Consider the following 19,919-nt stretch of genomic DNA (forward strand, 5'->3'; position numbering starts at 1 on the left):
AGTTTTCCCATGCGCCGCCTGCCCTGGGTGGGCCTGCCCACCGACAGCACCGTGCTCGGCCATCACCGTTTCGCGGTGGCCGGCGAGAAGTACGTGCGCGCGCTGGCCGAGGCGGCCGAGGTGACTCCGGTGGTGTTGCCGAGCCTGCAGCCACCGCTGCCGGCCGGCGACTGGCTGCAGGGGCTGGATGGCCTGCTGCTGACCGGCGCGGTCAGCAATATCGAACCGCAGCACTACGAAGGTGGCCGCAGCTGGCCAGGCAATCCACATGACCCGGCCCGCGATGCCAATGCCTTTGCGTTGCTGCACGAGGCACTGGCGCTGGACCTGCCGGTGCTGGCGATCTGCCGCGGCTTCCAGGAGTTGAACGTCGCGCTGGGCGGCAGCCTGCATCCGCAGGTTCACGCGGTGCCTGGCCTGGCCGACCATCGCGAAGAACCGCAGGCGCCGGTGGAGGTGCAGTATGGGCCGGCGCACGCGGTCACGCTGGCCGCCGATGGCTGGCTGGCGCAGTGGCACGGCAGTGGCCGCGCGCAGGTCAATTCGGTACACGGGCAGGGTGTCGCCCGCCTGGCGCAGGGGCTGCAGGTCGAGGCCGTGGCCGACGATGGGCTGGTCGAAGCGGCACGCAGCCTGCACCATCGTTTCGTGCTCGGCGTACAGTGGCACCCGGAGTGGCGTGTCATGCAGGCGCCGTTCTATCACGCTATTTTCCGTGCGTTCGGCCAGGCTTGCCGGCAGCACCAACAGAACCGACTGGATTCCCGATGAGTTCCCGAACGCGCCCGCGCAAGACGGCCACGCCCCCCGCACCGCAGGAAAGCACGCTGCTGCGCTGGCTGAAGGAGCGGCGCATCACCGAGGTGGAATGCCTGGTGCCGGACATCACCGGCAACGCGCGCGGCAAGATCATTCCCGCCGACAAGTTCTCGCACGACTACGGCACGCGCCTGCCTGAGGGCATCTTCGCCACCACCGTCACCGGCGAGTTCCCTGACGATTATTACGAGCTGACCTCGCCGTCCGACTCGGACATGATGCTGCGCCCCGATCCGGACACGGTGCGCATGGTGCCGTGGGCGGCCGACGCCACCGCGCAGGTCATCCACGATTGCTACACCAAGAGCGGTGAGCCGCACGAACTGGCGCCGCGCAACGTGCTGCGCCGCGTGCTGGCAGCCTACGCCGAGCTGGGCCTTCGCCCGGTGGTGGCGCCGGAACTGGAGTTCTTCCTGGTGCAGAAGAACACCGACCCGGACTTCCCGCTGCTGCCACCGGCCGGCCGCTCCGGGCGCCCGGAGACCGCGCGGCAGTCGTACTCGATCGATGCGGTCAACGAGTTCGACCCGATCCTCGACCTGATGTACGACTACGCCGATGCGATGAAGCTGGACGTGGACACGCTGATCCACGAGTCCGGCGCGGCGCAGCTGGAGGTCAACTTCACCCATGCCGATGCGATGGACCTGGCCGACCAGGTGTTCCTGTTCAAGCGCACCATGCGCGAAGCGGCGATGCGCCACGGGGTGTATGCCACGTTCCTGGCCAAGCCGATGGAAAACGAGCCGGGCAGTGCCATGCACATCCACCAGAGCCTGGTGCGGGTGAGCGATGGCAGCAACGTGTTCGCTGGCGAGACCGATGCCGAGGGCGAGTTCAGCCCGGTGTTCGGCCACTACCTGGGCGGCCTGCAGAAGTACGCACCGCAGGCGATGGCGTTCTTCGCGCCGAACGTGAACTCCTACCGCCGGCTGGTGTTCGGCGAAGTCTCGCCGAGCAACGTCCACTGGGGCTTCGACAACCGCACCTGCGGCCTGCGCGTGCCGCTGGATACGCCGGAGAACATGCGCGTGGAGAGCCGTTTCGCCGGGTCCGATGCCAATCCCTACCTGGCGATGGCCGCGACCCTGGCCTGCGGCCTGCTGGGCATCCGCGAGCGGCTGGCACCGGATGCGCCGGTGACCGGCAGCGCCAAGGAACTGGGCTACAACCTGCCGCGCTCGCTGGGCGAGGCGCTGGACGGGCTGGAGCGGTGCAGCGAGCTGCAGGCCCTGCTGGGCGAGCGCTTCTGCCGGGCCTACATCTCGGTCAAGCGCAAGGAATACGAGACCTTTTTCCGCGTCATCAGCTCGTGGGAGCGCGAGTTCCTGCTGCTGAACGTCTGAGCATCCGGAATAGAAAAATCCGCCGCCGGGGGGTAGGCTGGCACCCGTCGCCGGCCCCGCCGGCCCCCCCTTCCCGCATTCTGGAGCACCCGATGAAGCTGCGTATCCTCACGCTCGGCCTGGCCTCCGCCATGCTCGCCGCCTGTGGCGGTGGCAATGGCGGCGCGCAGGACAGCCAGGTCCTGAACGTCTACAACTACAGCGATTACATCGCCGAGGACACCATTCCGACCTTCGAGAAGGAGAGCGGGATCAAGGTGACCTACGATGTGTTCGACAGTGACGAGATGGTCGAGACCAAACTGCTGGCCGGCAACAGCGGCTATGACGTGGTGGTGCCGACCCTGAACTTCTTCGGTCGCCAGATCCAGGCCGGTGTGTTCCTGCCGCTGGACAAGAGCAAGATCCCGAACCTGGCCAACCTCGATCCGGCGGTGATGAAGCGCATCGCCACCCAGGACCCGGGCAACCAGTACGGCGTGCCGTACATGATCGGCACCACCGGCATCGGCTACAACGTGGACATGCTGAAGCAGCGCTTCGGCGGCAGCGCCGACATCGCCAACAGCTGGGACCTGGTGTTCAAGCCGGAGAACATCAGCAAGATGAAGGACTGCGGCGTGACCATCCTGGACACGCCAGCGGACATGATCCCGATCGCACTGCATTACCTGGGCCTGGACCCGCACAGCGGCGACCCGGCCGAGCTGCAGAAGGCCGCCGACCTGCTGAAGTCGATCCGCCCGTACGTGCAGAACTTCCACTCCTCGCAGTACGTGGGTTCGCTGGCCAACGGCGGTACCTGCCTGGTGGTCGGCTGGTCGGGTGACATCATCCAGGCCCGCGACCGCGCCGAGGAAGCCAGCAATGGCGTGCACGTGGCCTATTCGATCCCGAAGGAAGGCGCACCGCAGTGGTTCGACATGCTGGCGATCCCGAAGGACGCCAAGCATCCGGAAGCCGCGTACGCCTTCATCAACTACCTGCTGCAGCCGAAGGTTGCCGCGGCCAACACCAACTTCATCCACTACGCCAACCCGGTGCCGACCGCGACCCCGCTGGTGGACGAGGCGATCCGTACCGACCCGACCATCTACCCGCCGGCCGACGTGGCCGAGAAGATGTTCACCTACTCGATCAACACGCCGGAGACCGACAAGCTCTACACCCGGCTGTGGACCGAGGTGAAGACCGGGCGCTAAGGGCTGGCTGGCAGGTGGGTGCCGACCGTTGGTCGGCATGCTTTTCCGGCAGGGCCGACCAACGGTCGGCCCCCACCAGATCTGCAGATCCCCCCGGCCCGGTGGGTGCCACCCGTTGCCGTCATATCCCCTGCAGCCCCCGGCCGTTAGAATGGCGGCCGCTGTCCACCGCCCGCTCCCGGAGCCCCCATGCCCGTTGAAGCCCAGCCGGTAGCCGCCGTCGTCGACACGACCGGTGCGCCCGGCTATCTCTCCATTCGTGACCTGCGCAAGGAATTCGACGGTTTCGTCGCCGTCGACGACGTCAATCTGGACGTGCGCAAGGGCGAGATCTTTGCCCTGCTCGGTGGCTCCGGCAGCGGCAAGTCGACCCTGCTGCGCTGCCTGGGCGGCTTCGAGACGCCCACCAAGGGCAGCATCACCGTCGATGGCCAGCGCCTGGACGCGCTGCCGCCGTACCAGCGGCCGGTCAACATGATGTTCCAGTCCTATGCGCTGTTCCCGCACATGACGGTCGAACAGAACATTGCCTTCGGCCTGAAGCAGGATGGCCTGGGCAAGGACGCGATCAGCAAGCGCGTCGGCGAGATGCTCGACCTGGTGCAGATGGGCCACCTGGGCAAGCGCAAGCCGCACCAGCTGTCCGGTGGCCAGCAGCAGCGCGTGGCGCTGGCGCGGTCGCTGGCCAAGGGGCCGAAGCTGCTGCTGCTGGACGAGCCGATGGGCGCACTGGACAAGAAGCTGCGCTCGCAGATGCAGCTGGAACTGGTCAGCATCATCGAGTCGTCGGGCGTGACCTGCGTGATGGTCACCCACGACCAGGAAGAAGCGATGACCATGGCCACCCGCATCGCGGTGATGGATGCCGGCTGGATCCAGCAGGTCGGCAAGCCGGACGAGGTCTACGAGCAGCCGGCCAACCGCTTCGTCGCCGAGTTCATCGGTTCGGTCAACCTGTTCGACGGGGTGATCGACGAGGACCTGCCCGAGTACGTGACCGTGCGCTCGCCGCTGTTCCCGGCACCGATCTACATCGCCCATGGCATCACCTGTTACGAAGGGCAGCCGGTCGCATTCGCGCTGCGCCCGGAAAAGGTGATGATCGGCAAGGACGAGCCGGAAGGGCACACCAACAAAGCGCAGGGCGTGATCGAGGACATCGCCTATTTCGGCAGCCATTCGGTCTACCACGTGCGGCTGCCCAGCGGCGCCAAGGTGCTGGCCAACTTCGCCAACTCGCAGCGCTGGGCCAGCGACGGCCTGACCTGGGGTGACAGCGTATGGGTGCACTGGCGCGACAACGACGGCGTGGTGCTGACCTCATGAGCGTCGCCGGCCTGAAGCGCTGGCTGCCGGGGCTGCGTGCCACGGTGATCGGCATTCCGTACCTGTGGCTGCTGCTGTTCTTCGCAGTGCCGTTCCTGATCGTGCTGATGATCAGCTTCTCGCTCAGCCGGGTCGGCTCGCCGCCGTATACCTGGCTGCTGCAGTACGCCGACGGCGGCTTCTCGCTGAAGCTGAACCTGGAGAACTACCTGGCGCTGTTCCGCGATTCGATCTATGCGCAGGCGTTCCTGAGCTCGATCAAGATCGCGGCGATCTCCACCTTCTTCACCCTGCTGATCGGCTATCCGATGGCCTATGCCATCGCGCGCCTGTCGCCGGCCGCACGCAACGTGGCGATGATGCTGGTGGTGCTGCCGTCGTGGACCTCGTTCCTGATCCGCGTGTATGCGTGGAAGGCAATCCTGGACCGCAATGGCCTGCTTGACCAGTTCCTGCAGTTCACCGGCCTGCAGACGCTGATGACGTCGATGGGGCTGCCGAAACTGCAGCTGATCGATACGCCGACCGCCGCCTATATCGGCATCGTCTACTGCTACCTGCCGTTCATGGTGCTGCCGCTGTACGCCAACCTGGTCAAGCATGACCACCGCCTGCTGGAAGCGGCCTACGACCTCGGCGCCAAGCCGTGGCAGGCGTTCCTGCGCATCACGTTGCCGCTGTCGAAGGCCGGCATCATCGCCGGCTGCATGCTGGTGATGATCCCGGCGGTGGGTGAGTTCGTGATCCCGGAAATGCTCGGTGGTTCGGAGACGCTGATGGTCGGCCGCCAGCTGTGGAACGAGTTCTTCAACAACCGCAACTGGCCGGGCGCTTCGGCGATGGCGGTGGCGATGATCCTGTTGCTGCTGGTGCCGATCCTGCTGTTCAACCGTTCCCAGCAGCGCCTGCTGGAAGGGAAGCAGGCATGAGCCCGCGTACCGCCAAGGGCCTGGGGCTGGGCGTGCTGCTGCTCGGCTTCGCCTTCCTGTACCTGCCGATCCTGTTGTTGATGTTCTACTCGTTCAACAGCTCGCGGCTGGCGATGGTCTGGGCCGGGTTCTCCACCCGCGCCTACAGCGACCTGTTCGCCGACCGCGCGCTGATGGACGCGATGTGGACCAGCCTGGTGGTGGCGTTCTGGACCGCCTGTACCGCCACCGTGCTGGGTACGCTGGCGGCGATGGTGATGACCCGCTTCAAGCGATTCCGTGGCAAGCCACTGTTCGGCGCGCTGGTGACCGCGCCGCTGGTGATGCCGGACGTGATCCTGGGCTTCTCGCTGATGGCGCTGCTGGCATCGATGGGCGCGATTCCCGGCTTCCCGGCGCGTGGCCTGGCCACCATCTGGATCGCGCACGTGACCTTCACCCTCTGCTTCGTCACCGTGGTGGTGTCCTCGCGCCTGCAGGAAATGGACCTGTCGCTGGAAGAAGCGGCGATGGACCTGGGCGCCAGCCGGTTGACCGTGTTCACCCGCATCACCCTGCCCATCATCGCGCCGGCGCTGGTGGCGGGTTGGCTGCTGGCCTTCACCCTGTCGCTGGATGACGTGGTGGTGGCCAGCTTCGTGGCCACGCCGGGCTCGACCACGCTGCCGATGAAGGTGTTCGCTTCGGTGCGCATGGGCATCAGTCCGAAGATCAACGCGTTGGCCACGCTGCTGGTGTCGGCGGTGTCGATCGCTGCGGTGATCGGCTGGTACATCAACGCCCGCGCCGAGAAGCGGCGCCAGCGCGACCTGCAGCTGGCGCGGCAGGACAACGGCTGAGTACACGGCCTGTCGACAGCGCCGGCAACACCCGGCTCACGGACAGCGGCGCACAATGGGGGTCTTCCAGATGGAGACCCCCCATGACCGTCGAGATCATCGACCCGGCCACCGGCCAGGTGACCTACCGCCATGAACTGATGGGCGCTGCTGACATCGAGCAGCGCCTGCAGGCTGCCGCCGATGCCTTCCCCGGCTGGGCCGATCGCTCGCTGCAGGATCGCGGTGCCGTCCTTCGCCAGATCGCCGCGCAGTTGCGCACGCGTCGCGACGACCTGCAGCAGGCGATGACCCATGAGATGGGCAAGCTCAAGGCCGAGGCGCTGGCCGAGGTCGACAAGTGCGCTGCCGCCTGCGAGTACTACGCCGACCACGCGGCCGACTATCTCAAGCCGCAGCTGATCGATACCGAAGCCCAGCGCAGCTACGTGCGTTACGAGCCGATCGGCTGCGTGTTCGCGGTGATGCCATGGAATTTCCCGGTCTGGCAGGTGTTCCGTTTCCTGGCCCCGGCGTTCATGGCTGGCAACGTGGCCCTGCTCAAGCACGCCAGCAACGTGCCGCAGTGCGCCGACCTGATCCTGGCGGTGTGTCGTGACGGAGGCCTGCCTGAGGGCGTGTTCGACGTGCTGCACATCGACAACGACCAGGCTGCCGAGGTGCTGCGCGACGCACGGGTGAAGGCGGTGACGCTGACCGGCAGCGAACGGGCAGGGCGCTCGATCGCCTCCAATGCCGGCAGCCAGCTGAAGAAGTCGGTGATGGAGCTGGGTGGCAGCGATGCCTTCGTGGTACTCGACGATGCCGACCTCGACAAGGCCGTGGCGGCGGCGGTGAAGTCGCGTTTCGACAACAGCGGGCAGACCTGCATTGCGGCCAAGCGCTTCATCGTGGTCGATGCGGTGGCCGATGACTTCACCCGACGCTTCGTTGAAGCCGCGGGCCAGCGCCAGTATGGCGATCCCAGTGAGCGTGGCACCACGCTGGCGCCGATGGCGCGCGCGGACCTGCGCGATGAGCTGCACAAACAGGTGCAGGCCAGCGTGGCGAAAGGTGCGCGCGTTCTGGTCGGCGGCGAGCCCATTGCCGGCACCCATGCGGGCTATCCGGCGACCGTGCTCGATCAGGTCGGCCCAGGCATGCCTGCCTACGACGAGGAGCTGTTCGGGCCGGTGGCTGCGGTGATCCGGGTCAAGGATGAGGCCGAGGCGCTGCGCGTGGCCAACGACACCCGCTTCGGCCTGGGCGGCAGCGTGTGGACGCGCGACCCGGTGCGCGGCGAAGCCTTCGCGCAGCGCATGGAATGCGGCGCCGCGTTCGTCAACGCCATCGTCAAGAGCGACGCTCGGCTGCCGTTCGGTGGCAGCAAGCAGTCCGGCTTCGGCCGGGAGCTGGCCGACCACGGCATCCACGAGTTCATGAACATCAAGACCGTCTACGTGGCTTGATGCCGAAGGGTAGTGCCGGCCGCTGGCCGGCATTGCCCTGGTTGCCGGCCAGCGGCCGGCACTACCAGAAGCGGGGCATGTGCCACGACCAACGGTCGCGGCCTACCGTATTGCTGGGTATCGACGCCCCCGTGCATGGTGGGTATCGACCGTTGGTCGATACGCGCTACAACCACTTCGCGCGCTTGAACAACCGGTACAGGCCCACGCACACACCGCCCACGCCGACAATCATCAGCGGATACGACCACGGCTGGCTCAGCTCGGGCATGTGGCTGAAGTTCATGCCGTACCAGCTGGTGATCAGCGTCGGCGCCGCCAGCAGTGCGGCCCATGCACCCAGGCGCTTGACCGTCTCGCCCTGCGCCAGCGTCACCAGCGACAGGTTCACGCTCAGTGCGGTGCCCAGCATCTCGCGCAGGGTGTCGATCACATCGCTGATGCGTACCGCGTGGTCATGCACGTCGCGCACGTAGAGCTTCACTTCATCGGGAATCAGGTCACCCTGGTAGCGGCGCAGCTGCGCCAGCACATCCTGCAGCGGTGCCACCGCCATCCGCATCTTGTTCAGTTCGCGCTTGAGCTCGTAAAGCCGTACCACCGTGCTGCGCTTGTAGCTGTCGGCAAAGATGTCCTTTTCCAGCAGGTCCAGGGTGTCGCGGAAGCGGTGCACGATCGGCAGGTAGTTGTCGACCACGAAGTCGGTCACCGCGTACAGGCAGTACGACGGGCCCATCTTCAGCAGCTGCGGTTCACGCTCGACCCGTGCACGCACCGGGGCGTAGGACAGCGAGGCGCCGTGGCGCACCGTCACCAGGAAACGCGGGCCGAGGAAGGCGTGGGTTTCGCCGTACTGGATGCGTTCGTCCACCATCTGCGCGGTGGTCACCACCACGAACAGCGAATTGCCGTAGGTCTCGACCTTGGGCCGCTGGTGCGCATTGCGCGCGTCCTCGATGGCCAGGTCGTGCAGGCAGAACTCTTCCTGCAGTTTCAGCAGCACATCGTCGTTGGGGTCGTACAGGCCGACCCAGACGAAGCCGTTGCCACTGGCAATGACATCGCTGATGGCATCCAGGCTGATGTCGTGGCGTTTGCCGTCGTCATCGTAGTGGACGCAGTTGATGACGCAGGCGGGGTTGGCCGAGGCAGGGGCGGAAGCGGAGGCGGGCAATGACATGCCCGCCATCGTGCGTCAGTGCCGTGTTTCGGACAAGTGAGGACGGCGCCCCAGTACCCATGCCAGCGCGACGTGGACGGGCAGCAGAAGCACGATCCACTGCACGTTGTACTGCGCCTGCAGGCTCAGCCAGTGCAGCACCAGCGCCGCCACGGCCTGCACCGCCAGCAGCCACAGCACGACCCTGAACATGCGGCCCGGCGCGCGCCGGCGCAGCAGCGCGATCGCGCCTGGCAGCAGCAGCACGGCCAGTGGCGAAAGCAGCAGCAGGTTGCGGTTGGCCCAGGCGGCGTAGTGGGTGCTGAAGCCCCACAGGAACACCAGCAGGCTGCCGGCGATGGCACACAGCAGCCAGAACGGCAGGGCCAGCCCGGCCAGCAGGCGCGGGCGGCTGCGCAGCGCCAGTATGCCGGCGGCGATCACCAGGCCACACAGCAGCCACGGCCACCAGCGGCGTGCGAATTCCTTCGGCTCCGGGTCGATGCGGTGCGGCAGCAGTTCCTGTTCGGACTGCACCAGCGGCCGGCCATCGCTGTTGCGCGCCTGGCGCAGCGCATCGGCCAGGCGCATCGGCACGAAGGCTTCCTGCCAGCGCGACAGCGGCTGGTCGGCGAACGGCCCGAGGCCGACATCGAAGCCCAGCCACATCCATGGTGCCGGCGAGGCCAGGCGCACCGATTCACTGCGGTAGGTATTGCCGCGCGAGCGCCCCGACAGCTGCGACTGCAGGCCGCCACCCAGCGCCTTGTCCACCGTGTCGCGTACCATCGTGGCGCAGTTGGCGGTGTAGTAGTCGTAGTGGTAGCGCGCGTTTTCCGGCTTGGCGCGCTCGGCCAGGTCGGCGGCCAGTGTACGTGCCTGCTCCGGGCGCAGGTCCAGCCACTGCACGCTGGCGCCACGGCCGGTCTCGTCGTAGTACGACAGATCCTGCTGCAGCGGCAGCGCCACCAGGTAGTACATCATGTCGCCGCGCACGAAGCGGCTGATGAAATCGTCCTCGGACGGATCGAAGTAGCCGAAGTTGTACGAGGTCGCTTCGCCGCTGACCGGATCGATCACGACGATGGCGTCGTGGCCGAAGCGCTCGAAGAACACGGTGCCCGGCTGCATGGTCACCACCCCGATGCGCGGGGCGGGAGCCTCGGCGCTGGTGGCGGGTGCAGCAGGTTCGGGTGCCGCCGGCTGCGCGAAGGCGGCCAGCGGCAGGGCCGTGGCCAGCACGCACAGTGCCAGCCACAGCCTCAGGCGCAGTGCCAGGAGGGCGCCGCGCTTCAAGCGTCGTCCTGCGCGTCCGGCGGCAGCACGGTCACGTGGAAGGCTTGGACCCGGCGCGCATCGGCGCGGGCCACGCGGAACATGAAGCGGTCCAGCGCCAGCTCGTCACCGACTTCCGGCAGGTGGCCCACGGCCTCGGTGACCAGGCCACCGATGGTGTCGTAGTCCTCGTCGGAGAAGGTAGCGCCGAAGCGTTCGTTGAAGTCGCCGATCGGGGTCAGCGCGTCGACCACGTACTGGCCGTCGGACTGGATGGCGATCTGCGCCGACGGATCCTCGGCCTCGTCATGCTCGTCGTCGATCTCGCCGACGATCTGTTCCAGCACGTCCTCGATGGTGACCAGGCCGGCGACACCGCCGTACTCGTCGACCACGATGGCCATGTGGTTGCGTGACAGGCGGAATTCCTTCAGCAGCACGTTGAGCTTCTTCGCCTCCGGGATCAGCACTGCCGGGCGCAGCAGCTCGCGCACGTTGGCCGGGCCGTTGTCGGCGACCACGCCGCGCAGCAGGTCCTTGGCCAGCAGGATGCCAAGGATGTCGTCCTTGTTCTCGCCGTGCACCGGGAAGCGCGAATGGCCGGATTCGACCACCTGCTTCATCAGTTCCAGGAAGGGCGCTTCGACCGGCAGCGAAACCATCTGTGAGCGCGAGATCATCACGTCGCCCACGGTCAGCTCGGCCACCGAAATGGCGCCTTCCATCATCTTCAGGGTATCGGCGGCGATCAGGCCCTCTTCCTGCGCGGTGTGCAGGACAGCGACCAGCTCGTCGCGGGTATGGGGTTCGCCGGAGAAGGCGGAGGTCAGGCGTTCAAGCCAGCCGCGCTTCTTTTCACTGGGCTCCTGTGCGGAGCTACTACTGTCGTCTTCTGACATCTCTGGAAAAAGGGCACCCGGCAAGCCGGGCGTTGGCCCAAGTCTAGCAGGATGTGGCGGCCTGTCAGTGACCGTCGCTGCCCGGTCCGGTGATCGGCGGCGGGGCCAGTTCAGGCCGGGCGGGGGCTTCTTCCTCGGGCAGGTCCAGGCTGTAGGTGCAGCCGGCCAGGGTTTTGCCGGGATGGGAGGCCACGGTGGAGACGCTGAGGATGATCGACTCGATCCGGGCCTCGCCGGTCTTCGGATCGGTCACGTCGCGGCTGACCAGCTCGCGGCCGGCCATGAACTTGCCGTCCTGGTCGTAGCCGGTCTCCAGCCCCAGCCGCCCGGCCAGCGGCCGCGGATCGGCCTGGTCGAGGATCGCCATGACGCTGGACCCGGCCACGGCGACCCGTTCGGTGCGGGCGCCGAACACGCTGATCGGCTGGGCCAGCCGGTACTCGCTCATGAACTGGTTGCCCTGCGGCAGCGGCTGCAGGCCGTGGGCGACGGCTTTCAGCGGATCAGCCAGCAGGGGCGCCAGCGCGGCCTGCTCGGCCACGCCCTGGCGGCATTCGATCAGCGCCGGCAGGTCCAGGGCAGCGGCCGGGGCGGACACGGCGAGCAGCAGGGGCAGGGCAATACGCAGCACGGGCACGGGATCCGCAACGGGAGGCAGGCCGGTGATCGTACCGGTCCCGGCCAGCCATCGCGAGCGCCCCAAGGCAATCAGGGCGGATACCGGCGCGTGGTCGCAGGGTACCAGCGCAGCCTGACCGGATAGCCCAGTTGCACCTGCAGGTGATCGCGCACGGCCGCCGCCGTCGCGCGGTTGGCCGGGGTATCCCGCAGCTCAACCTCCAGTTCCCCGGTCGTGACATCCAGGCTATAGCCGAACAGGTCGGGCAGCTGGGCCAGCAGCCAGTCCCGCTGTGCGTGCAGGCGGCGCTGCATCTCCGCTTCGGTCATCGCGGCGCCGGTGATGTAGCGCACGCGTTGCGGGCCATCCGCCCCTGGATGTGTCTCATCGGCCGCGGGTGCTGGGCCAGTCAGTCGAACGACGACGTTCCAACCTGCCGCGTTGTCCACCCAGATTCCGGCGAGGCGTGCCGCGTGGCGCGCTTTCAAACGTTCCATCAATGCGTGCTGCTGCGCCTCGGCGACCGCCTGACGCGCCGTCTGTTGGCTGACGTCAAAGAACGCCTGCACCTCGGCGACCTTGGCGGCAATGTCGGCGGCGCTGTCGCTGGCCGGGAACGGCGACGGTCGTTCCCGGCCGGGGTCGATGCCCGGGGCAGTGGTCACCTGCAGAAGAGCGGCGATGAGTGCGGGCAGCAGCGCGATGGGCGCGTCCTCCGTGAAGATCCCGGTGTGCGTGGGCCTCAGCGCTCGCCGGCGTAGGGGTCGGCGATGCCGAGCTCGGCCAGGATCTCGCGCTCCAGCTGTTCCATGGCGTCGGCTTCCTTGTCGTCCTCGTGGTCCCAGCCGAGCAGGTGCAGCACGCCGTGCACGGTCAGGTGTGCGTAGTGGGCGTTGAGCGCCTTGCCCTGTTCATCGGCCTCGCGGGCCACCACCGGTGCGCAGATCACCAGGTCGCCCAGCAGCGGAAACTTCACGCCCTTGGGCAGCCCTTCGGGCACTTCGGCCGGGAAGCTGAGCACGTTGGTCGCGTAATCCTTGCCGCGATAATGGCGGTTCAGTGACTGCCCTTCCTTGGCATCGACCACGCGGATGGCCAGGTCGGCCTCGCGGATGCGGCCTTTCAGCGCAGCAGCCACCCACTTGCGGAAGCTGACCGCCGCCGGCAGGCCGGTGCGCGGCAGGGCATAACTGACGGCGACGTCCAGTCGCACGGGACCACGGGTCATGGAGTTGCTCCAGGTTGGATCTGATGCAGGTCACGGCGATCGTAGGCGCTGACGATGCGCGCCACCAGCGGGTGGCGGACTACGTCGCGCGACTCGAAGAAGGTGAAGCTGACGCCCTCGACCTCGCGCAGCACGTCGATGGCATCGCGCAGGCCGGACTTCACGTGCTTGGGGAGATCGGTCTGGGTCAGGTCGCCGGTGACCACGGCGGTGGAACCGTAGCCGAGGCGGGTCAGGAACATCTTCATCTGCTCGATGGTGGTGTTCTGTGCTTCGTCCAGGATCACGAAGGCATCGTTGAGCGTGCGGCCACGCATGTAGGCCAGCGGCGCGATTTCGATGACGTTCTTTTCCAGCAGCTTGACCACCTTCTCCACGCCCATCATCTCGTAGAGGGCGTCGTACAGCGGTCGCAGGTAGGGGTCGACCTTCTGGCTCAGGTCACCGGGCAGGAAGCCCAGCTTCTCGCCGGCCTCCACCGCCGGGCGCACCAGGATCAAGCGCTGCACCCGTGATTCGTTCAGCGCTTCGACCGCGCTGGCCACGGCAAGGAAGGTCTTGCCGGTGCCGGCCGGGCCGATGCCGAAGTTGATGTCATGCGTGGCGATCTGGTGCAGGTAGCGGCCCTGGTTGGCACCGCGACCGCGCACCGTGCCGCGCTTGACCTTGATCGCCACCTCCTGCGCTTCGTAGGAGCGTTCGGCGATCTGCTCGACGTTGGCCTGCGCCAGGCGCAGGTGGATGGCGTGGTTGTCGAAGGTGGTTTCGCCGGCTTCGGCGTACAGCGCTTCAACCAGCTTCTGCGCCTCGACGATGGCTTCGTTGGGCCCGCTGATGCGGAACACGAAACCGCGGTTGGCGATCTCCACGCCGAGCTTCAGCTCGATCTGGCGCAGGTGCCCATCGAAGGGGCCGCACAGGTTGGCCAGCCGCTCGGTGTCTTCCGGCGACAGGGTGAAGTCTCGATGTTCGATGCTTTTCATTGCCTTGGGTGGGGCGGAAGCCTTCCACCGCAGTGTATTCAGGGAGGACAAGGGTAGCGCGCGCAGCGGGCGCGCGGCCAGCACGGGGTCGATACATGCTTTTCCACACCCGGTGTGGACGGGGGCTGCGGAAACCTGTGGATAGACCTCTACAGTGCTTGTGCCACAAGCGTCATGAGGGGGTGGTGAAAAAATCGTCACGGACCCGGGCGTGCCGGCACCCGCAGGACGGGCGGACCGGGAGGGAGGGCACGTCGCAGCGCGTGGCCGAGAACTTCCCGGGCACGCCGGCGTTCTTCGTGATCGCAGCGCAGGTTCCGCTGCCATGCGAGCAACAGGATCCCGTGTTGCCGGTTTTCCACACCGGTTGTGGAATGATGCCGAATCAACCTGTGGATAGGTGGCGCGGAGCCTTGCAGCCAAAGGCTCGCCAACGCGTGGTGAAAAAACCGTCAGGGCTGATCGGAATCATAGAGGGTGCACGGGGCGGATGGCACCGTGGCGCCGTCGCAGGAGGGGATGGCATGGGCATCGGCAATGGGATGCGTGGAATCGGATTGGTGGGTATCGGCCTGCTGGCCGGGTGTGGGCAGGCGCCGCCTGCAGCGCTCGGCACGCTGGAGTGGGACCGGATCACGGTGCCGGCGCCGGCGGCCGAAGTGATCGCCACGGTGGAGGTGCGCGAGGGGCAGCAGGTCAAGGCCGGAGCAGTGCTGATGCAGCTCGACCCCGCCCGCGGCGACGCGCAGTTCGCCGCGGCGCAGGCCGACACGGTGCGCGCGCAGGCCCAGTTGGAAGAACTGAAGATCGGCCCGCGCCAGGAACAGATCGCGCAGGCCCAGGCGCAGCTGGCCGCGTTGCGCGCGCAGTCTGCTGAAGCCACGGCCTACTACCGTCGGGTGCAACCGCTGGCACGCCAGCGCCTGATCGCCGCCGCCGAGCTGGACCGTGCACGGGCGGCTGCCGGCAGTGCCGAGGCCAGCGTGCGGGCCGCCGAGCAGGCCTGGCTGGAACTGGTGCACGGCAGCCGCGCGCAGGACATCGCCCAGGGCCAGGCGGCCGCCGATGCCGCGCAGGCGCAGCAGGTGGTGCAGGGCGTCAACCTGCAGAAGCTGCAGCTGCGCGCGCCGCGCGATGGTGTTGTCGATGCCCTGCCTTACCGGCAGGGTGACCAGGCGCCGATCGGGGCGCCACTGGCGGTGATGCTGGTCGGCGAGCGCCCCTATGCACGCGTCTACCTGCCGCAGCCGCTGCGCCTGCAGGTCAAGGTCGGGCAGGCCGCGCAGGTACAGCTGGAAGGCGGCAGCACCGTGCTGAAGGGGCACGTGCGCTCAATCCGCAGCGAGCCCTCGTTCACCCCGTACTACGCACTGACCGGTGATGACGTCGAGCGCCTGAGCTATCTGGCCGAGATCGAAGTGGACACGGCCACCGACATGCAGAAGCTTCCGGCCGGACTGCCGGTGCAGGTGCGCTTCTGAACACCGGCGACGACATCGCGGTGCATGCGCAGGGCTTGACCCGCCGCTTCGGCGATCTTCTGGCTGTGGACAATGTCGACCTGACCGTGCCGCGCGGGCAGGTGTACGGCTTCCTGGGGCCGAATGGATCCGGAAAGTCGACCACCATCCGCATGCTGTGCGGCCTGCTGGAGCCGAGCGCTGGGCAGATCCAGGTGCTGGGGCTGGCGGTTCCCGAGCAGGCCGAAGCACTGCGCCGGCGCATCGGCTACATGACCCAGCGCTTCTCGTTGTATGAGGACCTGTCGGTGCGCGAGAACCTGGAATTCCTCGCCGCCATCCAGGATCTGCCACGCGCGCAGGCCCGGCAGCGGGTCGACGAACTGTTGCAGCAGTACCGTCTGCTGGACCGGCAGCCGCAGCTGGCCGGAACCCTCAGCGGTGGCCAGAAGCAGCGCCTCGCCCTGGCCGGCGCCGTCGTGCACGCGCCCGAGCTGCTGTTCCTGGACGAGCCGACCAGCGCGGTCGATCCGGAATCGCGCCGTGATTTCTGGGAAGCCCTGTTTGAACTTGCCGACGCCGGTACCACCGTGCTGGTGTCGACCCACTACATGGACGAGGCCGAGCGCTGCCACCGGCTGGCAATCCTGGACCGTGGTGCACTGGTTGCCGATGGCACGCCGGCTGAGCTGTGCGCACGGCTGGACGGCCGCACGTTGCAGGTCACGTCGTCGCAGCCGCGGCAGGCCAGCCGCGCACTGTCTGAGCTGCCCGGTGTGCTGAGCGTGGCGCAGATCGGCACCCAGCTGCGCGTGCTGTGCAATGAGGGCGCAGCGGACGTCGCAGTGCTGGCCCGTGCACTTGCCAACGCTGACCCGCAGGCCCGCATCGAGACAGTGGCGCCGAACCTGGAAGATGTGTTCGTGGCCGCCACCCGTGGCCGCGGCCGGGAGCCGGCGGCATGAACCTGCGCCGGCTGTGGGCGATCATGCTCAAGGAGCTGCGGCAGCTGCGCCGCGACCGCATCACGCTGGCGATGATCGTTGGCATTCCGGTGATGCAGCTGTTGCTGTTCGGCTATGCGATCAACCTCAACCTGCGTCATCTCGATGCGGGTGTCGCCGATCAGGCCAACAGCGCCGCTTCGCGCGCGCTGGTGCAGGACATGGTGGCCACCGGCGTGATCACGCCGCGCAGCGAAGCCTACACGCCTGCCCAGCTGATGCAGGCGCTGCGCCGTGGCGAGATCAGTGTCGGCATCGTGGTGCCGGCCGACTTCGAGCGTCGCCGCTTCGATGGACGCGAGGCGGTGCAGGTGCTGGTCGATGGCAGTGACACCGTGGTGCAGAGCGCGGCGATCCAGCTGGCGCAGGTGCCGCTGGACACGCGCCCGACCAGCAACACCCGTCCCCTGCGCGAAGGCAGCATCGCCAGTGGTCCGGTCAGCGTGACCAGCTTCTACAACCCGCAGCGGCGCTCGGCGGTGAACATCGTACCGGGCCTGATCGGGGTGATCCTGACCATGACCCTGGTGATGTTCACGGCGGTAGCGGTGGTGCGCGAACGCGAGCGCGGCAACATGGAACTGCTGATCGCCACGCCGGTGTCGCGCAGCGAGCTGATGGTCGGCAAGGTGCTGCCCTATGCGGCCATCGGCCTGCTGCAGACCACGCTGGTGCTGGTGTTGGGCACCTGGCTGTTCCAGGTACCCATTCGCGGCAGCCTGCTGGACATCTATCTGGCCGCGGTGCTGCTGGTGCTGGCCAACCTGGCGCTGGGCCTGCTGATCTCCACGCGTGCGCGCTCGCAGTTCCAGGCGATGCAGATGACCCTGTTCCTGTTCCTGCCGTCGATCCTGCTGTCGGGCTTCATGTTCCCGTTCGCCGGCATGCCGCGGCCGGTGCAGTGGCTGGCCGAGGTGCTGCCGCTGACCCACTTCCTGCGCCTGGTGCGCGGCATCATGCTGCGCGGCGCCTCGTTGTGGGAGCTGTGGCACGACGCGCTGGCGCTGCTGGCCTTCATCGTGGTGATGATGACCCTGGCCATCCTGCGCTTCCGCAAGCGCCTGGATTGAAGGCAGGGGGACGGATCCCCGCAGGGGCTCCGACCCCAATTTATCGGGCCGGCGGGTCGGAGCCCCTTTGGGGCTCCGACCCGAAAATTCATTCCGCCACCACCCGCGCGCGCAGCGAATTGGTCAGCGCTTCGGTGATCACCACATCCACGAACTGGCCGATCAGGCGCGCCGGCGCCGGGAAGTTCACCGAACGCATGTTCTCGGTCTTGCCGGTCAGCTCGTTCGGGTTCTTGCGCGAGGGCCCTTCCACCAGCACGGTCTGCACGGTGCCGACCATCTTCTCGGAAATGCCGGCGGCATGCGCATTGATGCGCTCCTGCAGGCGCGACAGGCGCGCGTGCTTCTCGGCATCGCTGATCGTGTCCTCCAGGTCCGCGGCCGGCGTGCCGGGGCGGCGCGAATAGATGAAGGAGAAGCTGTGGTCGAAGCCGATGTCCTCGATCAGCTTCATGGTCTTCTCGAAATCGGCGTCGGTCTCGCCGGGGAAGCCGACGATGAAGTCCGAGCTGATCGAGATGTCCGGGCGCACCGCCCGCAGCTTGCGGATCTTCGACTTGAACTCCAGCGCGGTGTAGCCGCGTTTCATCGCCGACAGCACGCGGTCGCTGCCGGCCTGTACCGGCAGGTGCAGGAAGTTGGCCAGCTGTGGCACGTCACGGAACGCATCGATCAGCGAATCGCTGAACTCCAGCGGATGCGAGGTGGTGAAGCGGATGCGGCCGACGCCATCGATCTCGGCGATGGTGCGGATCAGCAGGCCGAGGTCGGCGAACTCGCCGTCACCGTACGGCCCGCGATACGCGTTGACGTTCTGCCCGAGCAGGTTGATCTCGCGCACGCCCTGTGCGGCCAGCTGCGCCACCTCCACCACCACATCCTCGAACGGGCGGCTGACTTCGGTGCCGCGGGTGTAGGGCACCACGCAGAACGAACAGTACTTGGAACAGCCTTCCATGATCGACACGAATGCCGAGGGACCTTCGGCGCGCGGCTCGGGCAGGCGATCGAACTTCTCGATCTCGGGGAAGCTGATGTCGACCTGCGGGCGCTTCTGCTCGCGACGTGCACGGATCAGCTCCGGCAGCCGGTGCAGGGTCTGCGGGCCGAACACCAGGTCGACGAACGGCGCGCGCTTGATGATCGCTTCGCCTTCCTGCGAGGCGACGCAGCCGCCGACGCCGATGATGACTTCGCGGCCCTTGTTCTTCAGGCCCTTCCACACGCCCAGCTGGCTGAACACCTTCTCCTGCGCCTTCTCGCGGATGGAGCAGGTGTTGACCAGGATGACGTCGGCGTCGTCCGGGCTGTCGGTCAGTTCCAGGCCATCGCTGGCGGCAAGCACGTCGGCCATCTTGGCCGAGTCGTACTCGTTCATCTGGCAACCGTGGGTCTTGATGTACAGCTTGCCTTTCACCTGGTCGGGCTTGCGCGGACCAGCGGGCAGGGCAACGAGCGGGGTACCGCCCGGTGTGGTGGGCGGAAAGACGTCTGGCGTCCCGGTCATGGCGCTTAATCCATTCGGGTGGCGGGAAAGCGGGCAATTCTACCCGCATCCCACGCCAGCCGCCGCGCCCGTGCAACCGAGCCCATGCCCAGCGTGGCCATCACTGTAGAGCCGAGCCCGTGCTCGGCTGCCTTTGCAAGGCGGAGGAGCAGCCGAGCGTGGGCTCGGCTCTACAAGGGGCCGCTGCTTACGCCGCCAGCTCCGCATCGATCTGCCGCGAACGGTCGAAGGCGGTCATCGCGCTCATCCGTGCGATGTAATCGGCCGTGGCCGGCGCGGGCTGCACCAGGCCGAAGGCCGTGGTCCAGGCCAGCGCATTGCCCCACAGCACGTCGGCGGCGCTCATCGTCTCGCCGAGCAGGTAGGGGCCCTGCGCCAGCTGGGCCTCGATCACCTGCAGCACGGTCTCGGCGTCGTTGTACGGCGACATCAGGCGCGGCGGCGGCTCGCGGTGCATCGCCTTGTCGATCATCGCCGGCTCGAAACAGGCGCCATAGAAGGCCATCCAGCGCAGGTAGGGCCCGCGCAGGGCGTCGCCGATCGGCGGTGCCAGGCCGGCCTCCGGATACAGGTCGGCCAGGTACAGATAGATCGCCACCTGCTCGGTCACCAGCGCACCGTTGTGGACGATCGCCGGCACCTTGCCCATCGGGTTGATGGCCAGGTAGGCCGGGGCCAGGTTGGCGCCCGCCTTCAGGTCCAGCACCTGCATGCGGTAGTCGGCACCCAGTGCTTCGAGCAGGGCCACGGCGCCGCTCGAGCGGGAACGGGCGGCGTGGTACAGGGTGATCTGGCGTGAATTCATG

General features: G+C 67.3%; 19 protein-coding genes. 10 read left to right on the top strand and 9 right to left on the bottom strand.

Features of this window, described 5'->3' with window-relative positions; genetic code table 11:
- The first annotated feature begins 9 nt into the window (after window positions 1–9).
- The 7 genes from AC5P56_RS14410 (at window position 10) to AC5P56_RS14440 (ending at window position 7,909) form a co-directional block, all read left to right on the top strand.
- Window positions 10–771, top strand: a complete 762-nt coding sequence (locus tag AC5P56_RS14410) for a gamma-glutamyl-gamma-aminobutyrate hydrolase family protein (RefSeq protein WP_014646563.1) — start codon at window positions 10–12, stop codon at window positions 769–771.
- On the top strand, window positions 768–2,165 hold the full coding sequence (locus tag AC5P56_RS14415; RefSeq protein WP_032960938.1) for a glutamine synthetase family protein: 1,398 nt from the start codon (window positions 768–770) through the stop codon (window positions 2,163–2,165). The genes AC5P56_RS14410 and AC5P56_RS14415 overlap by 4 nt, the downstream gene beginning before the upstream one ends.
- Window positions 2,166–2,257: 92 nt before the next feature.
- Complete coding sequence (locus AC5P56_RS14420) at window positions 2,258–3,367, top strand: polyamine ABC transporter substrate-binding protein (protein WP_014646565.1); 1,110 nt, start codon at window positions 2,258–2,260, stop codon at window positions 3,365–3,367.
- 189 nt (window positions 3,368–3,556) lie between these two features.
- Window positions 3,557–4,693, top strand: a complete 1,137-nt coding sequence (locus AC5P56_RS14425; protein WP_014646566.1) for an ABC transporter ATP-binding protein — start codon at window positions 3,557–3,559, stop codon at window positions 4,691–4,693.
- Window positions 4,690–5,622, top strand: a complete 933-nt coding sequence (locus AC5P56_RS14430) for an ABC transporter permease subunit (RefSeq protein ID WP_014646567.1) — start codon at window positions 4,690–4,692, stop codon at window positions 5,620–5,622. The genes AC5P56_RS14425 and AC5P56_RS14430 overlap by 4 nt, the downstream gene beginning before the upstream one ends.
- Window positions 5,619–6,461, top strand: a complete 843-nt coding sequence (locus AC5P56_RS14435; protein WP_005415928.1) for an ABC transporter permease subunit — start codon at window positions 5,619–5,621, stop codon at window positions 6,459–6,461. Before AC5P56_RS14430 ends, AC5P56_RS14435 begins: the two co-directional genes overlap by 4 nt.
- 83 nt (window positions 6,462–6,544) lie before the next feature.
- Window positions 6,545–7,909: an NAD-dependent succinate-semialdehyde dehydrogenase gene (locus AC5P56_RS14440; protein ID WP_049408076.1), complete on the top strand. Its 1,365-nt coding sequence runs from the start codon at window positions 6,545–6,547 to the stop codon at window positions 7,907–7,909.
- 166 nt (window positions 7,910–8,075) lie between these two features.
- On the opposite strand, the gene AC5P56_RS14445 is transcribed toward AC5P56_RS14440, so the two are convergent.
- The 7 genes from AC5P56_RS14445 to AC5P56_RS14475 form a co-directional block, all read right to left on the bottom strand.
- Complete coding sequence (locus tag AC5P56_RS14445; RefSeq protein WP_014646569.1) at window positions 8,076–9,098, bottom strand: magnesium and cobalt transport protein CorA; 1,023 nt, start codon at window positions 9,096–9,098, stop codon at window positions 8,076–8,078.
- Window positions 9,099–9,104: 6 nt separating this feature from the next.
- Window positions 9,105–10,364, bottom strand: coding sequence for a lipoprotein N-acyltransferase Lnb domain-containing protein (locus AC5P56_RS14450; RefSeq protein ID WP_288494517.1), 1,260 nt, complete (start codon window positions 10,362–10,364; stop codon window positions 9,105–9,107).
- Window positions 10,361–11,242: a CorC family transporter gene (locus AC5P56_RS14455; RefSeq protein WP_014036584.1), complete on the bottom strand. Its 882-nt coding sequence runs from the start codon at window positions 11,240–11,242 to the stop codon at window positions 10,361–10,363. The genes AC5P56_RS14450 and AC5P56_RS14455 overlap by 4 nt, the downstream gene beginning before the upstream one ends.
- A 64-nt stretch (window positions 11,243–11,306) precedes the next feature.
- Window positions 11,307–11,873, bottom strand: a complete 567-nt coding sequence (locus AC5P56_RS14460; protein WP_069117598.1) for a hypothetical protein — start codon at window positions 11,871–11,873, stop codon at window positions 11,307–11,309.
- Window positions 11,874–11,950: 77 nt separating this feature from the next.
- On the bottom strand, window positions 11,951–12,526 hold the full coding sequence (locus tag AC5P56_RS14465) for a hypothetical protein (RefSeq protein ID WP_227863814.1): 576 nt from the start codon (window positions 12,524–12,526) through the stop codon (window positions 11,951–11,953).
- A 77-nt stretch (window positions 12,527–12,603) separates the two neighbouring features.
- Window positions 12,604–13,089 carry an rRNA maturation RNase YbeY gene (ybeY, locus tag AC5P56_RS14470; protein ID WP_014036587.1) on the bottom strand — a complete coding sequence of 162 codons (486 nt, stop codon included), beginning with the start codon at window positions 13,087–13,089 and terminating at the stop codon, window positions 12,604–12,606.
- Window positions 13,086–14,072: a PhoH family protein gene (locus tag AC5P56_RS14475; protein WP_032960924.1), complete on the bottom strand. Its 987-nt coding sequence runs from the start codon at window positions 14,070–14,072 to the stop codon at window positions 13,086–13,088. The genes ybeY and AC5P56_RS14475 overlap by 4 nt, the downstream gene beginning before the upstream one ends.
- A gap of 524 nt (window positions 14,073–14,596) precedes the next feature.
- Between AC5P56_RS14475 and AC5P56_RS14480 the strand changes: the two genes are divergently transcribed.
- The 3 genes from AC5P56_RS14480 to AC5P56_RS14490 are packed head-to-tail and all read left to right on the top strand — an operon-like array spanning window position 14,597 to window position 17,606.
- Window positions 14,597–15,553, top strand: a complete 957-nt coding sequence (locus AC5P56_RS14480; RefSeq protein ID WP_495231760.1) for an HlyD family secretion protein — start codon at window positions 14,597–14,599, stop codon at window positions 15,551–15,553.
- 20 nt (window positions 15,554–15,573) lie between these two features.
- Entirely contained in the window at window positions 15,574–16,497 is a 924-nt protein-coding gene (locus tag AC5P56_RS14485; protein ID WP_495231761.1) for an ABC transporter ATP-binding protein, read from the top strand.
- A complete protein-coding gene (locus AC5P56_RS14490) occupies window positions 16,494–17,606 on the top strand; it encodes an ABC transporter permease (RefSeq protein ID WP_032960915.1) in 1,113 nt (370 codons plus the stop codon). The genes AC5P56_RS14485 and AC5P56_RS14490 overlap by 4 nt, the downstream gene beginning before the upstream one ends.
- An 88-nt stretch (window positions 17,607–17,694) precedes the next feature.
- Here the strand turns inward: AC5P56_RS14490 and miaB are convergent, their stop codons facing one another.
- Complete coding sequence (miaB, locus tag AC5P56_RS14495) at window positions 17,695–19,113, bottom strand: tRNA (N6-isopentenyl adenosine(37)-C2)-methylthiotransferase MiaB (protein ID WP_014646577.1); 1,419 nt, start codon at window positions 19,111–19,113, stop codon at window positions 17,695–17,697.
- A gap of 187 nt (window positions 19,114–19,300) precedes the next feature.
- Window positions 19,301–19,918, bottom strand: coding sequence for a glutathione S-transferase family protein (locus tag AC5P56_RS14500; protein ID WP_014646578.1), 618 nt, complete (start codon window positions 19,916–19,918; stop codon window positions 19,301–19,303).
- Between the last annotated feature and the right edge of the window lies 1 nt (window position 19,919).

This window comes from Stenotrophomonas sp. YJH_SMC_131, from assembly GCF_059367975.1.